The sequence below is a fragment of the Oryzisolibacter propanilivorax genome (assembly GCF_900103645.1).
In the GTDB taxonomy this organism is placed as follows: domain Bacteria; phylum Pseudomonadota; class Gammaproteobacteria; order Burkholderiales; family Burkholderiaceae_C; genus Melaminivora; species Melaminivora propanilivorax.
Map to the genome: position 1 here is coordinate 434353 of NZ_FNHP01000002.1, position 15242 is coordinate 449594.

The following is a 15242-nucleotide window of genomic DNA, read 5'->3' on the forward strand; positions in this document are numbered from 1 at the left end:
TTGAATGAAAAGTGCCTGGAGCCCATATGGTGCCCTGGCCTCCAGCTATCAATATGGGAGCGAAAAGCGCATGCGCCCGTCCAGCGTCCTGACCCTGCCCGGGTGGCAGAACTCCACCGAAGGCCATTGGCAGACCGAGTGGGAACAGGCTTATGGCTATCGCCGCGTCGAGCAGCACGACTGGCTGCACCCCAAACGCGGCGACTGGTGCGCACGGCTGCAGGACGTGGTCGCCGACCAGGAAGGCCCGCTGCTGCTGGCCGCGCACAGCCTGGGCTGCATCCTCGTCGCCTGGTGGGCTGCGCACTCGCCCGACGCGCACAAAGTGCGTGGCGCGCTGCTGGTGGCCCCAGGCGACGTCGAGCAGCCCGGCGTGTCCGAACTGATCCCGGGCTGGACGCCGATCGCGCGCCAGCGCCTGCCTTTCCCTTCCATCGTCGTCTCCAGCAGCGACGACCCGTACTGCAGCCCGGCGCGGGCGCGCGAACTGGCACAGGGCTGGGGCGCGCGCTGGGTCGATGCCGGCGCGCACGGGCACCTGAACGCCGCCTCTGGCTTAGGCGTGTGGCCCCACGGCCACGACCTGCTGCGCTCGCTGATGCCGCCCGCCGGCTCTGCCGCGCCCGACCACTCTTCCAGGACATAACACTTCCATGGCGACCAAGAAACCCAAGGGCCTGGGCCGCGGCCTGGAAGCCCTGCTCGGCCCCAAGGTGGCCGAACCAGTGGCGGGCGCGCAAGGCGCTGCCGGCGGCGCTCCGTCCACCCTGGCGCTGGACCAGCTGGTGCCCGGCCAGTACCAGCCGCGCACGCGCATGGACGAGGGCGCGCTGTACGAGTTGGCCGAGAGCATCCGCGCGCAGGGCATCATGCAGCCCATCCTGGTGCGCCGGCTGGCTGCGGGCGAGCACGCCGGCAAGTACGAAATCATCGCCGGCGAGCGGCGCTTCCGTGCCGCCCGTATCGCCGCGCTGGCCGAGGTGCCGGTGCTGGTGCGCGACGTGCCCGACGAGGCCGCCGCCGCCATGGCCCTCATCGAGAACATCCAGCGCGAGGACCTGAACCCGCTGGAGGAAGCCCAGGGCCTGCAGCGCCTGACGCGCGAGTTCGGCCTGACGCACGAGCAGGCGGCGCAGGCCGTGGGCCGCTCGCGCAGCGCCGCCAGCAACCTGCTGCGCCTGCTGCAGCTGGCCGAGCCGGTGCAGACCATGCTCATGGCCGGCGACCTGGACATGGGCCACGCGCGCGCGCTGCTGGCGCTCGAGCGTGCTGGCCAGATCACCGCCGCGCACCAGATCGCCGCGCGCCAGCTGTCGGTGCGCGAAGCCGAAGGCCTGGTGAAGAAGCTGGGCGCCGAGGGCGACGGCGCCCCGGCACGGCCCACGCGCAGCGACAAGCCGCGCGACGTGCGCCGGCTGGAGGAAGAGCTGTCCGACCTGCTCATGGCCGAGGTCGAGATCCGCGTCAAAAAGCGCGTCAGGCGCGGCGGCCGCAGCGACGAGCTGGGCGAGCTGGCGATTCAGTTCGGCTCGCGCGATGCGCTGCACGGCCTGATCGAGCGCCTGCGCGGCGGCGCCGGGGAATAGCCGGACACCCGGCCGCAGTTCCTGTCGCCCGCGGCCCCGGCGCGACCCCGTGCGCATGGGGCGGCCGGCCCGCCAACGCTCCACCCAAACCCTCCACCATGTCCCGGCTGCTGCGCTGGCCCCTGCCTGCCCTGCTGGCGTGGGGCGGCGCGTGGCTGCTGTACCTGGCGCTGCTGCCCCGGCTGGGGCCCGTGGGGGCGCTGCTGGCAGCCGGCAGCTGCGGCGCGCTGGCCAGCCTGCTGGCCGATCGCTGGTGGCGCCGGGCGATGGTGGCGCTGGGTTTTCCGCTGTCGCTGGCGCTCACCGGCGCGGCGGCGGTGCCGGCCTGGGCCTGGCTGGCGCCGCTGGCCGTGCTGCTGCTCCTGTACCCGGTGCATGCCTGGCGCGACGCGCCGCTGTTCCCCACGCCGGCCGGCGCGCTGCTGGGGCTGGCGCAGGCCGCGCCGCTGCCGCCCGGCGCCCGGGTGCTGGATGCCGGCTGCGGCCTGGGCGACGGCCTGCGTGCGCTGCACGCGGCCTATCCGCAGGCACGGCTGGAAGGCGTGGAGTGGAGCTGGCCGCTGGTGCTGCTGTGCCGCCTGCGCTGCCGGCGCCTGGCGCGCGTGCGCCGCGGCGACCTATGGGCCGACGACTGGCGCGGCTACCAGCTGGTGTACGTGTTCCAGCGGCCCGAATCCATGGCGCGCGTGGCCGACAAGGCGCGGCGCGAGCTGACTCCGGGCAGCTGGCTGGTCAGTCTGGCCTTCGAGGTGCCGGGATGGGTGCCCACCGCCCGGCTGCCTGCGCCGGCACCGCAATCGGCGCTGTGGCTCTACCGCATTCCGGACGATGCAGGCGGGGCAAATGGCAACAGGAGGCAATAGAAGGTAGCAAAACGCGCCGGATGGCTATGATTTTGGCCTCCCGCCGGCACGACGCTGCGTGTACGGCAATCCCATCCAACAGACCGACATCCAAGGAGAGAGAGCCATGTCAGAGAGAGCCATGTCCCGTATTACCCTGAGCGTGCTCGCCGCCGCCTGCGCCGCACTGGCCCTGGCCGGCTGCGAGACCACCAACATGAAAATGGGCAGCGCCGAGTCCAAGACCGTGGCCACCGGCGCTGCCGGCGGCGCCAACGCCGCCGGCGAGAGCAGCCAGCTGCAGCGCTGCCAAGCGCCGCTGGGCACGGTGTCGCTGGTGGAGAACCAGGACGCCGGCTGGTACACCATCCTGCGCAACGAATACAAGCTGCCGCCCACGGCCAACCTGCTGCGCCTGCTGATCCAGCAGTCCAACTGCTTCGTGGTGGTCGAGCGCGGCGCCGCCGGCATGCGCGCCATGGACCGCGAGCGCCAGCTCATGGGCTCGGGCGAGATGCGCGGCGGCAGCAACTTCGGCAAGGGCCAGATGGTCGCCTCCGACTACGGCCTGTCGCCCGAGATCGTGTTCTCCAACAACGACGCCGGCGGCATGGGCGCGGCGCTGGGCGGGCTGATCGGCGGCGGCCGCGGCCGGGCCGTGGCGGCCATCGGCGGCGGCCTGCAGACCAAGGAAGCCAACGTCATGCTGACGCTGGTGGACAACCGCTCGGGCGTGCAGGTCTCGGCCTCCGAGGGCAGCGCCTCCAAGAGCGACTTCGCCGGCTTCGGCGGGCTGTTCGGCGGCGTCGCCGGCGCCGGCCTGGGCGGCTACCAGAACACCGCGCAGGGCAAGGTCATCACCGCCGCCTTCATGGACGCCTACAACCAGATGGTTGTGGCGCTGCGCAACTACAAGGCGCAGAGCGTGCAGGGCCAGGGCCTGGGCGGCGGTGGCCGGCTCGGCGTGGACGGCGGTTCTGCCCCGTCGCAGACGCGCGCCGGCGCCAGCATGAGCGCGCGCGAGGCGCAGGAGCGCCTGAACGCGCTGGGCTACAACGTCGGCACGCCCGACGGCGCCCTGGGCCCGCGCAGCAAGGCCGCCATCCGCGCCTTCCAGGCCGACAAGGGCCTGCGCGCCACCGGCCAACTGGACGCGCCGACGCTGGACGCGCTGTCGCGCTGAAGTGCCGTGCCGCGCCGCCGCAACCCTGCGGCGGCCGGCCTGCCGCAGCTGTGGCGCGGCCCGGCGCCCGGCAGCGGCCCGCTGCTCCCGTGGCCGGCACAGCCGGCCAGAGCTATAAATTCTATAGCGACAGGTCTTTTATCGATCGAGGCCTGCGGGCTTTCTGGCCTGATGGACGGGTAGCCCGGCCCGGCTGCCCCTGTCGCACCCCGCCCATGAAAAAGCCGCCCCTTGGGGCAGCTTTGCGTTGCCAGGCCATAGGCTGGCCGTCGCGCCGGGGTGCTTCAGCGCGGCAGCGCCAGCAGCCGGTTCACGTCGCGGTCGTTGGGCAGGGCGTAGTCGTGGCCGCGGATGATGCGGCTGTCCTCGGTGCGCACCAGCTTCAGGCTGATGTAGGTGTAGTTGGCGGCGGGCGAGAAGGTGCCCACCAGCACCATCGAGGCGTTCTGCTGGCGCGCCAGGTCGCGCACCTCGCGCGACAGCAGCAGCTCGCCGGCACCTTCTTTGACGAAGACCTCGCCACGCAGCTTGATCTCCTTGACGTTGAAGCCGGTCATGGCCATGGCCGTGGCGTACTGCTCGGACAGCGTGCGCCCCAGCGGCGCCGACGTGCCCAGGTCGTTCACGTTGACCACCGTGGCCACCAGCACCGGGCCGTCGCCAGTGACCACCGTGTCCAGGCCCTGCAGCAGCTGGGCGACGGCCTCGCGGCTGCTGGCCAGCAGCGGCGCGCGCGCCGCGTCCTGGTAGCTGGGCTCGACGCGCAGGGGCGCCGGGGGCTGCTGCGCGCAGCCGCCGGCCAGCACGGCGGCGCCCAGCGCGGCCAGGGAGGCGAGAGTCGTCATGCGGCGGCCCGTCATTGCGACACCACCTGCATGGTCATCGGGCGGTACGGCTGTGGCAGCGGCAGGGGGCGCAGGAACAGCGGCACGTCGGCGTTCTCCAGGTAGTACACGTCGGTCTTGCGGGCGATGTACTGACCGCCGCGCGTCACGGTGGTGGTCAGCACCATCTCGGTGTTGGTGGGGCCGCCGGAGTTGATGCTGGAGGCATAGTCGGCGGCCGCGGTCAGGCCCAGGGTGGCCAGCAGCTGCGCGTCGATGTGCTGGTGGCGCAGGCCGTAGGCGGCCATCAGGCCGGCGGCGATCATGGTGTACTGGCCGGGGATGAAGTGCGGCCGGTCGCTGTTGTGGCGCACCAGCTGGGCGTGGTAGTTCACCTCCAGCCCGGCGCCCGGCTGCTGGTGCACGATGGAGCCGCCCTGGACCATCTCGGTGATCAGGAAGTCGCGGAACGCCAGGTCGAACGCGCTGGGATTGTGCGGCAGCGCCACGTGCAGCGGCGCCTCCTGGCCGTAGCCGACCTGCGCCAGCGTGGCGCGGGTCTGCGCCACCACGTCGCGCGAAACCAGCTCCCAGTGCCCGGCCGAGCGCACCTTGTGCTGGCTGGTCTGCTCGAAGTTCTTGGCCAGCGGAATCGGCGCGCTGCCGCAGCCGGCCAGTGCCAGCGCGGCCAGTGCCACGGCCGGCAGGCCGATCGCCTTGATCAAAGACATGGGTCCCTCCTGAATCTGGAATTGCGTGCCGCCCGCAGGCAGCAAAACGCCCCGGCAGGAGCGGGGCACACGTTTGCAAACGATTCTGATGGCTGGCAACACCAAAAACAAGCGCAGCGGGGCCCTGGGCGGGCCAGGCGCGCCGCGGATGTTGTTTGCCGGTCAGCCGGCGGCGCGCTTTTGCAGGATTTCCAGGGCCGGCAGCTGCTTGCCTTCCAGTACTTCCAGGAATGCGCCGCCACCGGTGGAGATGTAGCCCACCCGGTCCTGGATGCCGAAGCGGGCGATGGCCGCCAGCGTGTCGCCGCCGCCGGCGATGCTGAAGGCGTCGGACTCGGCGATGGCCTCGGCGATCACCCGGGTGCCGCCGGCGAACGGGTCCATCTCGAACACGCCTACCGGGCCGTTCCAGACGATGGTGCCGGCGGCCTTGAGCTGCGCGGCCAGGCGCGCGGCGGTCTCGGGGCCGATGTCCAGGATCAGGTCGTCGTCCTGCACCTCGGTGGCCGGCTTCACGCTGGCCGGCGCGTCGGCGGCAAAGGCCTTGGCGGTGACCACGTCGGTCGGGATCGGCACCTGCGCGCCACGCGCGGCCATGGCGTCCATCACCGCGCGCGCCTCGGCCACCAGGTCAGGCTCGGCCAGGCTCTTGCCGATCGGCAGGCCGGCGGCCAGCAGGAAGGTGTTGGCGATGCCGCCGCCGACGATCAGCTGGTCCACCTTGTCCGCCAGGCTGCGCAGGATGGTCAGCTTGGTGCTGACCTTGGAGCCGCCGACGATGGCCACCAGCGGGCGCTTCGGGTCGGTCAGCGCCTGGGTCAGCGCGTCGATCTCGGCGGCCAGCAGCGGGCCGGCGCAGGCCACCTTGGCGTATTCGGCCATGCCGTAGGTGGTGGCTTCGGCGCGGTGCGCGGTGCCGAAGGCGTCGTTCACATAGATGTCGCACAGCTGCGCCATCTTCCTGGCCAGAGCCGGATCGTTCTTCTTCTCGCCGACGTTGGCGCGGCAGTTCTCCAGCAGCACCACCTCGCCGGGCTGCACGCTCACGCCGTCCACCCAGTCGGCGATCAGCGGCACCGGCCGGCCCAGCAACTCGGCCAGGCGCGCGGCCACCGGCGCCAGCGAGTCCTCGGGCCGGAACTGCCCCTCGGTCGGCCGGCCCAGGTGGCTGCAGACCATGACGGCGGCGTCGGCGGCCAGCGCCATGCGGATGCAGGGCACCGAGGCGCGGATGCGCGTGTCCTCGGTGATGTGGCCGGCCTGGTCCAGCGGCGTGTTCAGGTCGGCGCGGATGAACACACGCTGGCCCCGGGCCTGGCCTTGGTCGCAGAGATCGGAAAAGCGAAGGATGTGCATGGGAGAGGGAGGGGAAGGAGGGGGAAAGCGGTTTTCTTGGCGCGCGATTGTAGGAAACGCTCGCCGCTGCCCCTTGCAGCCTCGCCGCGCTACCAGCCCAGCCCGATGTGCAGCGGCAGGTACACCGCCATGCCGACCACGATGGTGCCCAGGATGCCGCGGCGCCAGAAGTAGTAGCCGCCGGCCAGCAGCACCGCCGGCAGGCGCGCGTCGGCCAGGGTGCGGATCAGCGCGCCGCCGCTCATAGCGATCTCCGGCGCGATGACGGCCGCCAGCGCCGCCAGCGGCGCGTATTTCAGGCCCCGGCGCAGCCAGTCGGGCATGGGCAGCTCGCGCTCGGGGATCATGAAGAAGGTGCGCGTGATCAGGGTGATCACCGCCAGGCCGGCGATGGCCAGCACCGGCCACAGCCAAGTGTCCAGCAGGTCGCTCACGCCGCGCCCTCGCTGCGCGGCGCACGGCGCAGCGCGCGCTCGGCGGCCTCGGCGCCCAGGCCCGCGGCCACCGCCGCGGCGATCGCCACCAGGATGTTCAGCTTCAGGGGCAGGGCGAAGGTGGCAATCGCCGCCGTGCAGGCCACGCCGGTGGCCAGCCAGCTGGCGCGGTCGCGCAGCATGGACAGCAAAATGCCCAGCAGCGCCAGCACCCCGGCGAAGCCCAGGCCCCAGGACAGCGGAATCGCGTTGGCGGCCAGGATGCCGATGATGGAGGGCACCTGCCAGGCCAGCCAGTTGGCCGCCGCCGCGCCCCAGAAGTAGGGCACCTGTTCGGGCACCGGCTCGGCGCGCGGGAAGCGCTTCATGAAGGCCACGAAGATCACGTCGCCGCTGAAGTAGCCCATCCACAGGCGCTGGCGCCGCGGCAGGTGCGCGAAGTAGCCGCGCCACATGCTGCTGAAGATGACGAAGCGCAGGTTCACGCAGGTGGCGGTGAGCCACACCACCCACAGCGGCGCGCCCGCCGCCATCAGCGGCAACACCGCCAGTTGGGCGCTGCCGGCGTACACCAGCAGCGACATCAGGATGGCCAGCTCCACGGACAGCCCGGTCTTGACCATGGCCACGCCGGTCACCAGGCCCCAGGCGGCAATGCCGACGCAGGTGGCCAGCATGTCGCTCAGCCCCAGGCGCACCCAGGGGTCGGCCAGCCCGCGGCGCAGCGCCCGCAGCGTACGGACACCGCCCTTCGGGCCGGCTCCGGTCGTCACGCGCCGCCGCCGCTGCCCAGCACCTGGCCCGGCGCCAGCGCGAAGCCGCGCAGGAAGTCACGCGCCGCCAGGCGCCGGCCGCCGGCGCGCTGCAGCTCGGTCAGGCGCAGCGCCGTGCCGTCGCCGCAGGCCACGGTCACGCCTGCATCGCTTGCCAACAAAATATGGCCCGGTCCCTTGTCCTTCAACGGCGTACAGCTATCGATTTCGCAGCGCCAAAGCTTCAGCGCCTCGCCATCCAGGGTGGTGCTGGCGCCGGGAAACGGGTCGAAGGCGCGCACCCGCCGGGCGATCACCGCGGCCGGTTCGCGCCAGTCGATGGCGGCCTCGGCCTTGTCGATCTTGTGCGCGTAGGTGATGCCCTCGGCGGGCTGCGGCACGGGCCGCAGCCGGCCCTGGCGCGCGTCCTGCAGCGCCTGCACGATCAGCCGTCCGCCCAGGGCGGCCAGCCGGTCGTGCAGCGCGGCGGTGGTGTCCTGCGCGCCGATCGGCAGGCGCGCCTCCAGCAGCATGTCGCCGGTGTCCAGGCCCGCGTCCATCTGCATGATGGTCACGCCGGTCTCGGCATCGCCGGCCTCGATGGCGCGGTGGATGGGCGCCGCGCCGCGCCAGCGCGGCAGCAGGCTGGCGTGGATGTTCAGGCACCCCAGCCCTTGCCAGGCCTCCACGCTCCCCGCTGCGCGTGGTTTGCTGCCCCCGCGGGGGGCGCTCGCGCCTTCGGGCGGCCGTGCGGCGCTCAGGTCGTCCAGCACCCACTGCGGCAGGATCAGGCCGTAGGCGGCGACCACCAGCACGTCCAGGCGCGCGTCGGCCAGGGCCTGCCGGGCGGCGGCAGCGTCATCGGGGTACTTGCCGTCCAGGCGCAGGCTGCGCGGCTGGGCCACGGCGATGCTGCGCTCCAGTGCCAGCTGCTTGACCGGCGAGGCCTGCAGCTTCATGCCGCGCCCGGCCGGGCGGTCGGGCTGGGTCAGCACCAGCGGCACCGGGAAACCGGCGTCCAGCAGCGCGGCCAGCGCCACGCGCGCGAACTCGGGGGTGCCGGCGAAGCCGACGCGCAGCGCGGCAGCAGCGCCGCTCATGCGCGCTCTGCCTGCTGGGCCTTGTGCTGCTTCAGCAGCTTGGTCTTGATGCGCCCGCGCTTCAGGGGTGAGAGGTATTCCACGAACACCTTGCCCTGCAGGTGGTCCAGCTCGTGCTGGATGCACACCGCTAGCAGGCCCTCGGCCTCGATGGTGCGCTCGACCCCGTCGGCGTCCTGGGCGCGCACGCGCACCGCCAGCGAGCGTTCGACGCCATCGTAGATGCCGGGCACGGACAGGCAGCCTTCCTCGCCCACGCGCGTCTCGGGGCTGGACCAGGTGATCTCGGGGTTGACCAGCACCAGAGGCTCGTCGCGCTCCTCGGACACGTCGATGACCACGATGCGCTCGTGCACGTCCACCTGCGTGGCGGCCAGGCCGATGCCCTTGGCGTCGTACATGGTCTCGAACATGTCGGCGACGATGGCGCGCACGCGGTCATCGACGGCAGCAACGGGCTGGGCGACCTGGTGCAGGCGCGGATCGGGAAAGCAGAGGATGGGAAGAAGGGCCATGACAACAGACGGGTATTGCGACATTTTCGCCACTTCCAGCTGGGGCGGCGGCGGGGCGCCGCAATAATCGTTGCTGGTTCAAGGGCTTGCAACCAGAATCGCCGCGGCGTCTGGCACGTGGCGGCGGGCTGCGGCCGCAACGCTTGGGCGAGAGGGTCAATTTTCCGATGCATCACCACCGTCACCACCTTGGCGCCGCGCTGGCGCTGGCCGCGCTGCTGGCCGCACCGGCCGCCGGTGCGCAGGCCCAGGCCCATCCCGTCACCGCGCAGCAGCGCTCCACGGCGCAGCAGGTGGCCGCGCAGGGCGTGCCGCTGGCCGATCTCAGCCCCGCGGCGCCCGACACCTACGTGGTGCGCCCGGGCGACACGCTGTGGGCGATCTCGGCGCTGTACCTGCAGCAGCCCTGGCGCTGGCCCGAGCTGTGGGGCATGAACCTGCAGCACATCGTCAACCCGCACCTGATCTACCCCGGCCAGATGCTCTATCTGGAGCGCCTGGACGGCCGCGCCCGCCTGCGCACCACCCCGCCCGGCAGCGCCGGCGCGCTGGAAACCGTGCGCGTGTCGCCGCGCACGCGCAGTGAAAGCCTGTCGGCCAGCGCCGTGCCGACGCTGCAGCCGCACCTGATCGAGCCCTTCCTGGCCGAGCCGCTGGTGGTCGACGAGCTGACGCTGGCGCAGGCGCCGCGCATCGTCGCCGCGCGCGATGAGCGCGTCATCATGGCCAGCGGCGACCGGGTCTATGCGCGTGGCCCGCAGGGCAGCCCGCTGGAGCCGGGCGCGCCGCGCCAGTGGCGCATCTTCCGCAACGCCACGGCGCTGAAGGACCCGGTGACCGGCGCCGTGCTGGGCTGGGAGGCGCAGTACGTCGGCCAGGCCACGCTGGTGCGCGGCGAGGCCGTCGAGCTGCCGCCGAACGCGCGCCAGGGCGACCAGCCCGAGCCGGTGCCGGCCACGGTGCAACTGCTGCGCACCAAGGAAGAGGCGCGCGTGGGCGACCGGCTGCTGCCCGCGCCCGAGCGCACCTTCACCAACTACGCGCCGCACGCGCCGCGGGACGAGGTCGAGGCGGCGGTGGTCTCGCTGTACGGCAGCGCCGCGGTGCGCTATGCCGGGCAGAACTCGGTCGTCGCCATCAACCGCGGCAGCGACGACGGCATGGAGCCCGGACATGTGCTGCGGCTGCTCACGCGCGGGCGCCGCGTGGTCGACAAGACCGACGAGGACCGCGCCACGTTGCGCCTGCCCAGCGAGGCCAACGGCCTGGCGATGGTGTTCCGCACCTTCGAGCGCGTGTCCTATGCGCTGGTGCTGCAGGCGCAGGAGCCGGTGGTCATCGGCGACCGGCTGGTCAACCCGGACTGACGCGGCATGCGTGCCGCCCGCTGCGCCGGGTGCTGCCGGCCCAACCGCCGGCTGTGCGCCGGACCCGCGCGCCGCGCGCTGCCGGGTGGCCGCGTGTCTGCGGCGCCATCCGCGGGCGCGTGACGCCATGCAGCACGACGAACTCGCCGCCTGGCTGCGCCTGACGACCACGCCCGGCGTGGGCCGCACCAGCGCGCGGCGCCTGCTGGCCGCCTTCGGCCTGCCGCAGGCGGTGTTCGCGCAGGACCTAGACGCCTGGCGCGCCTGCATCGGCGGCGCGCCGGCGCAGGCGCTGGCCCGACCACCGGAAGGCCTGCCGGCGCTGCTGGCGCAGACCTGGGACTGGCTGCATCCGGGCGGCAGCGCGGCGCCCGAGGACGATGCGCGCGCCATCGTCACCCTGGGCGACGCCGCCTATCCGCCGGCCTTGCTGGACACCGCCGATCCGCCGCTGCTGCTGTATGTGCGCGGCCCGGCGGCGCTGCTGCACGGCGGCGGCGCGCGGCCGTTCGCGCCGGCGCGCTGCCTGGCCATCGTCGGCAGCCGCAACCCCACGGCGCAGGGCGCCGAGCATGCGCGCCGCTTCGCCCAGGCGCTGCGCGCGCAGGGGCTGTGCATCGTCTCCGGGCTGGCGCTGGGCGTGGACGCGGCGGCGCACGAGGGCGCGCTGGCCGCCGCTGCCGGCCCGGGCGACGCAGACACCGCGGCCACCATCGCCGTCGTCGGCACCGGGCTGGACCGGGTCTATCCGCGCGCTCACCACGCGCTGGCGCGGCGCATCGTGCAGCGCGGCCTGCTGGTCAGCGAATACCCGCTGGGCACGCCGCCGCTGCCGGCGCACTTTCCGCAGCGCAACCGCATCATCTCCGGGCTGTCGCAGGGCACGCTGGTGGTCGAGGCGGCGCTGGCCTCGGGCTCGCTGATCACCGCGCGCCTGGCGGCCGAGCAGGGGCGCGAGGTGTTCGCCATCCCCGGCTCGGTGCACGCGCCGCAGTCGCGCGGCTGCCATGCGCTGATCCGCGACGGCGCCAAGCTGGTGGAGTCGGCGCAGGACGTGCTGGAAGAGCTGCGCCTGCCCGCCGCGCCCGCTCCGCAGCCGCCGGCCGGGGCGGCCGCGGCCTCTGGCGCCGACGACCCGGTGCTGGACGCCCTGGGCCATGACCCCACCGGCCTGGACGCGCTGACGGCGCGCACCGGCCTGGACGCCGCGCACCTGCAGGCGCGGCTGCTGGAGCTGGAGCTGGACGGGCAGGTGGCGCGCCTGCCGGGCGGACTGTTCCAGCGCATCGGCCTGGGATGAGACCGGCACGCGGTTACCTGCCTGAAACTATTGTTTTGATAGCTTCAGGTCCTTGATCTACAAGGGTTTGAGTTATTTTTCATCCACATCCAGCGTCGTGGCGCATAACCGGTTGCGGCCGCCGTGCTTGGCGGCATACAGCTGCGCGTCGGCTGCGGCCAGCAGCTCGGGCGCGGCGTGCTCGCCGCCTTGCAGCGTGACCACGCCGATGCTGACGCTCAGCCGCGGCCAGGGCGCCAGGGCGTTGGGCAGCGCCAGTTCCTGCACCGCGGCGCGGATGCGCTCGGCCATGTCGCGGGCATCGCCTGCGCCGGTGCCGGGCAGCAGGCAGACGAATTCTTCGCCGCCGTAGCGCGCCGCCAGGTCGGTGCTGCGCCCGGCATGGCGCGCCAGCAGCCGTGCCACGGCGCGCAGGTAGTCGTCGCCGGTGGCATGGCCGTAGTGGTCGTTGACGTGCTTGAAGTGGTCCAGGTCGACAAACAGCAGCGACAGCGCCTCGCCGCTGCGCAGCGCGCGCGCGTGCTCGCGCGCCAGGACGTGGTCGAAATGGCGCCGGTTCGCCAAGCGCGTCAGGCCGTCGGTGCGGCTTTGCTGCGCCAGCTCGTCATGCGCCGTCTGCAGCGCCTGCTGCTGCTGTGCCATCAGGGCATGGCTGTCGGCCAGCTGGCGCAGCAGCCGGCGGTGGTGGCGCAGCGCGGCGAATGCCGCCAGCGCCAGCAGTCCCGCGGTTGCGCTGGCGGCCTGCAGCAGCGTGCGCTGGCTGCGCTGGCTGACGTAGCGCTCGATCAGCTGGCGCTCGCCGTCCAGGTGCTGCTGCAGCGAGGGCGCGATGTCGATGACACGCAGGTAGCGGTCGAAGGCGGCGACCACGCGCTGGTGCTGCGGCGTGGGGCTGAAATAGAACCGGTAGCCATTGGCGTGCTCGTACAGCGTGTGCACGGCGTGCAGGTCGAACAGCCGGTGGCGGTAGCGCTGCTCGGAGAAGAAGTCGCCGTTGAACACCGCCGCGTCGATGGCGCCGTCGCGCAGTGCATCGAACAGGCCGCCGCGCGCAAAGCTTTGCCGGTAAGTCACCAGCTGCCCCTCGGGAACGATCTGGCGCAGCAGCGGCACCAGCGCCACGCCTTCCACCACGCCCACGCGCAGCCGCGCCAGATCGGCGGTGGTCTTGAGGTCCAACCGCCGGCCCTTGCGCGCAATGACCGCGTAGTGGCTGTCGTAGAACGGCGCGCTGAACAGGCCCAGCTGCTCTCGCTCGGGCAGGTGGCTGAGCGGCATGAAGACATCGATGTGGCCCTGCTGCACCTGCTCGATCTTCTGCGGCACGCTTAGCTCGTGCGCCGGCACGAACTCGATGCGCAGGCCGAGCTGGCCGGAGATGAAGCACAGCACGTCGGCGGCGATGCCGGTGTAGGTGTTCTGGCCGGCATCGAAGCTGGCCAGCGGCGGCGCATTCACCGCCGTCACGCGCAGCGGCGGCAGGGCGTGCAGCGCCTCCAGCTCCTCAAGGTCGATGGGCACCGGCTCGAGCAGCCGGATGCGTTCGGCGCCGTTGCATTGCACCGCCGTCGCCATGGCACCGGCGGGCAGCAGCGCCAGCGCCAGCAGCCAAGTCCACAGGTTCCACCATGCGCACATGCTCCGGCGCGCAGCACAGGTCGGGCAGGCGAGGGTGGTCATGGAACAGGAAAGCAGGAAAAAGGCGCAGATGTGTCCAGCACGCATCATCGTCGGTAAACGGCGCACAACCGTCTTCCAACAGTCAACAAGCTTCAATCTTGCAAGACCAAGTGCGGCGTGTCCTGGCCGCCGCAGGCAGCGCCGCATGGGGGGCAACTCGACCAGCGCCAGGACGGCCGTGTCCGGGCCGTCGCACGCCCGACACGGGCTTGGGCCAGAATGGCCTGGACCGACCTTGCGACCATGACCCATTTCGCCGTCATTGCCCCTGTCTTTCCCAGCCACGTGCGCGCCCTGGAGGCGCTGGCTGGCGCGCTGCTGGCGCGCGGCCACCGCGTGAGCTGGCTGGCGCCGGCCGATGTGGGCGGGCTGCTGCGCACGCCGGGCATCGAACTCCACGCGCTGGGCGCCGCCACGCACCCGCCGGGCAGCCTGGCTGGCATGGTGGCGCGCGCCGCGCGCCCGGGCGGGCCGCTGGGCCTGCGCCGCGTCATCCAGGACATGGCCGGCGCCACCGACATGCTGTGCCGCGAGGCGCCGCCGCTGCTGTCGCGCCTGGGCGTGCAGGCGGTGCTGGCCGACCAGATGGAGGCGGCCGGCGGCCTGGTGGCCGAGCACCTGGGACTGCCGTGGGTGTCGGTGGCCTGCGCGCTGCCCGTGAACCGCGAACCCGCGCTGCCGCTGCCGGTGATGCACTGGGGCCATGCGGACCACGAGATGGGCCTGCGCATGAACGAAGGCAGCGCGCAGGTCTATGACCGGCTGATGGCGCCGCACGCCCGCGTGGTGGCGCACTGGGCGGCTGCGTGGGGCCTGGCGCCGCGCACGCGCATCGACCAGTGCCTGTCGCCCCGGCTGCAGCTGTCGCAGACCGTGGCGGGGTTCGACTTCCCGCGCCGTGACGGGGCGCTGCAGCACGTCGGGCCGCTGCGCGCGCCCGAGGCCACGCACGCCGCCGAGGACGACTCGGCCCTGGCTGCGCATGCGCCGGGACTGACGCGCACGCGGCCGTTCGTCTTCGCCTCGCTGGGCACGCTGCAGGGCGGGCGCATGGGGCTGTTCACACGCATCGCCCGCGCCTGCCGCGCGCTCGACGTGCAGCTGCTGGTGGCGCACTGCGACGCACTGAATACGCACCAGGCCGAAGCGCTGCGCCGCGCCGGCGCCACCTGGGTGACGGGTTTCGCGCCGCAGGCGGCGGCGGTAGCGCGTGCCGACGTGGTGGTGACGCACGGCGGGTTGAACACGGTGATGGACGCGCTGGCCGCCGGCACGCCGATGCTGGTGCTGCCCATCGCCTTCGACCAGCCCGGCTGCGCGGCGCGCGTGCTGCGCAGCGGCGCCGGGCTGCGCGTGTTGCCGGCGCTGGCGACCACCGGCGCACTGCGCCGCGCGCTGGCGCGGCTGCTGGCCGAGCCGTCGTTCCGCACCGCGGCGCGGGCGCTGGCTCCGCAGGTGCGCGCCGCTGGCGGCGCCGAGCGCGCGGCGGATCTGATCGAGGAGCTGCTTGGCGCGGGCTTTGCCGCCAAATGCGCGGCCACCGTACCGGCAATGCCAACGCCGGCAACGTGC

14 protein-coding genes and 1 pseudogene are annotated in these 15242 nt (G+C 72.8%); 7 read left to right on the top strand and 8 right to left on the bottom strand.

Annotated features, from left to right (window positions below; translation table 11 throughout):
- The first annotated feature begins 70 nt into the window (after positions 1-70).
- From BLQ61_RS04700 to BLQ61_RS04715, 4 genes are all read left to right on the top strand, one after another.
- Complete coding sequence (locus BLQ61_RS04700) at positions 71-646, top strand: RBBP9/YdeN family alpha/beta hydrolase (RefSeq protein ID WP_091567520.1); 576 nt, start codon at positions 71-73, stop codon at positions 644-646.
- A gap of 7 nt (positions 647-653) precedes the next feature.
- Complete coding sequence (locus tag BLQ61_RS04705; RefSeq protein WP_091567188.1) at positions 654-1586, top strand: ParB/RepB/Spo0J family partition protein; 933 nt, start codon at positions 654-656, stop codon at positions 1584-1586.
- Positions 1587-1684: 98 nt separating this feature from the next.
- The gene (locus BLQ61_RS04710; RefSeq protein WP_091567190.1) at positions 1685-2449 is read left to right on the top strand and encodes a class I SAM-dependent methyltransferase; all 765 of its coding nucleotides are present in this window, start codon (positions 1685-1687) and stop codon (positions 2447-2449) included.
- A gap of 121 nt (positions 2450-2570) precedes the next feature.
- Positions 2571-3611, top strand: coding sequence for a peptidoglycan-binding domain-containing protein (locus tag BLQ61_RS04715; protein WP_091567192.1), 1041 nt, complete (start codon positions 2571-2573; stop codon positions 3609-3611).
- Between the two features lie 284 nt (positions 3612-3895).
- Here BLQ61_RS04715 and BLQ61_RS04720 read toward each other — a convergent pair whose 3' ends face one another.
- The 7 genes from BLQ61_RS04720 to def form a co-directional block, all read right to left on the bottom strand.
- Positions 3896-4456 carry a FlgO family outer membrane protein gene (locus tag BLQ61_RS04720; protein ID WP_091567522.1) on the bottom strand — a complete coding sequence of 187 codons (561 nt, stop codon included), beginning with the start codon at positions 4454-4456 and terminating at the stop codon, positions 3896-3898.
- Positions 4457-4467: 11 nt separating this feature from the next.
- Positions 4468-5166 (bottom strand): hypothetical protein, encoded by a 699-nt coding sequence (locus tag BLQ61_RS04725; RefSeq protein WP_091567194.1) that lies wholly within the window; start codon positions 5164-5166, stop codon positions 4468-4470.
- A 162-nt stretch (positions 5167-5328) separates the two neighbouring features.
- Entirely contained in the window at positions 5329-6522 is a 1194-nt protein-coding gene (locus BLQ61_RS04730) for a phosphoglycerate kinase (protein ID WP_091567196.1), read from the bottom strand.
- Between the two features lie 89 nt (positions 6523-6611).
- The gene (locus BLQ61_RS04735; RefSeq protein ID WP_091567524.1) at positions 6612-6947 is read right to left on the bottom strand and encodes an AzlD domain-containing protein; all 336 of its coding nucleotides are present in this window, start codon (positions 6945-6947) and stop codon (positions 6612-6614) included.
- A gap of 5 nt (positions 6948-6952) precedes the next feature.
- Complete coding sequence (locus tag BLQ61_RS04740; RefSeq protein ID WP_425415606.1) at positions 6953-7690, bottom strand: AzlC family ABC transporter permease; 738 nt, start codon at positions 7688-7690, stop codon at positions 6953-6955.
- A gap of 35 nt (positions 7691-7725) precedes the next feature.
- Positions 7726-8787 (bottom strand): methionyl-tRNA formyltransferase, encoded by a 1062-nt coding sequence (gene fmt, locus BLQ61_RS04745; protein WP_091567528.1) that lies wholly within the window; start codon positions 8785-8787, stop codon positions 7726-7728.
- A 17-nt stretch (positions 8788-8804) separates the two neighbouring features.
- Positions 8805-9323 (bottom strand): peptide deformylase, encoded by a 519-nt coding sequence (def, locus tag BLQ61_RS04750; protein ID WP_091567198.1) that lies wholly within the window; start codon positions 9321-9323, stop codon positions 8805-8807.
- A 167-nt stretch (positions 9324-9490) separates the two neighbouring features.
- Here def and BLQ61_RS04755 point away from each other — a divergent pair, with 167 nt between their 5' ends.
- Entirely contained in the window at positions 9491-10690 is a 1200-nt protein-coding gene (locus BLQ61_RS04755; RefSeq protein ID WP_091567200.1) for a LysM peptidoglycan-binding domain-containing protein, read from the top strand.
- 127 nt (positions 10691-10817) lie between these two features.
- Positions 10818-11990: a DNA-processing protein DprA gene (dprA, locus tag BLQ61_RS04760; RefSeq protein ID WP_091567202.1), complete on the top strand. Its 1173-nt coding sequence runs from the start codon at positions 10818-10820 to the stop codon at positions 11988-11990.
- Between the two features lie 72 nt (positions 11991-12062).
- Here dprA and BLQ61_RS04765 read toward each other — a convergent pair whose 3' ends face one another.
- Positions 12063-13670, bottom strand: a complete 1608-nt coding sequence (locus BLQ61_RS04765) for a GGDEF domain-containing protein (protein WP_175488212.1) — start codon at positions 13668-13670, stop codon at positions 12063-12065.
- A 1050-nt stretch (positions 13671-14720) separates the two neighbouring features.
- Here BLQ61_RS04765 and BLQ61_RS17780 point away from each other — a divergent pair.
- Positions 14721-15122, top strand: a pseudogene (locus BLQ61_RS17780) (glycosyltransferase); the annotation flags it as partial.
- Between the last annotated feature and the right edge of the window lie 120 nt (positions 15123-15242).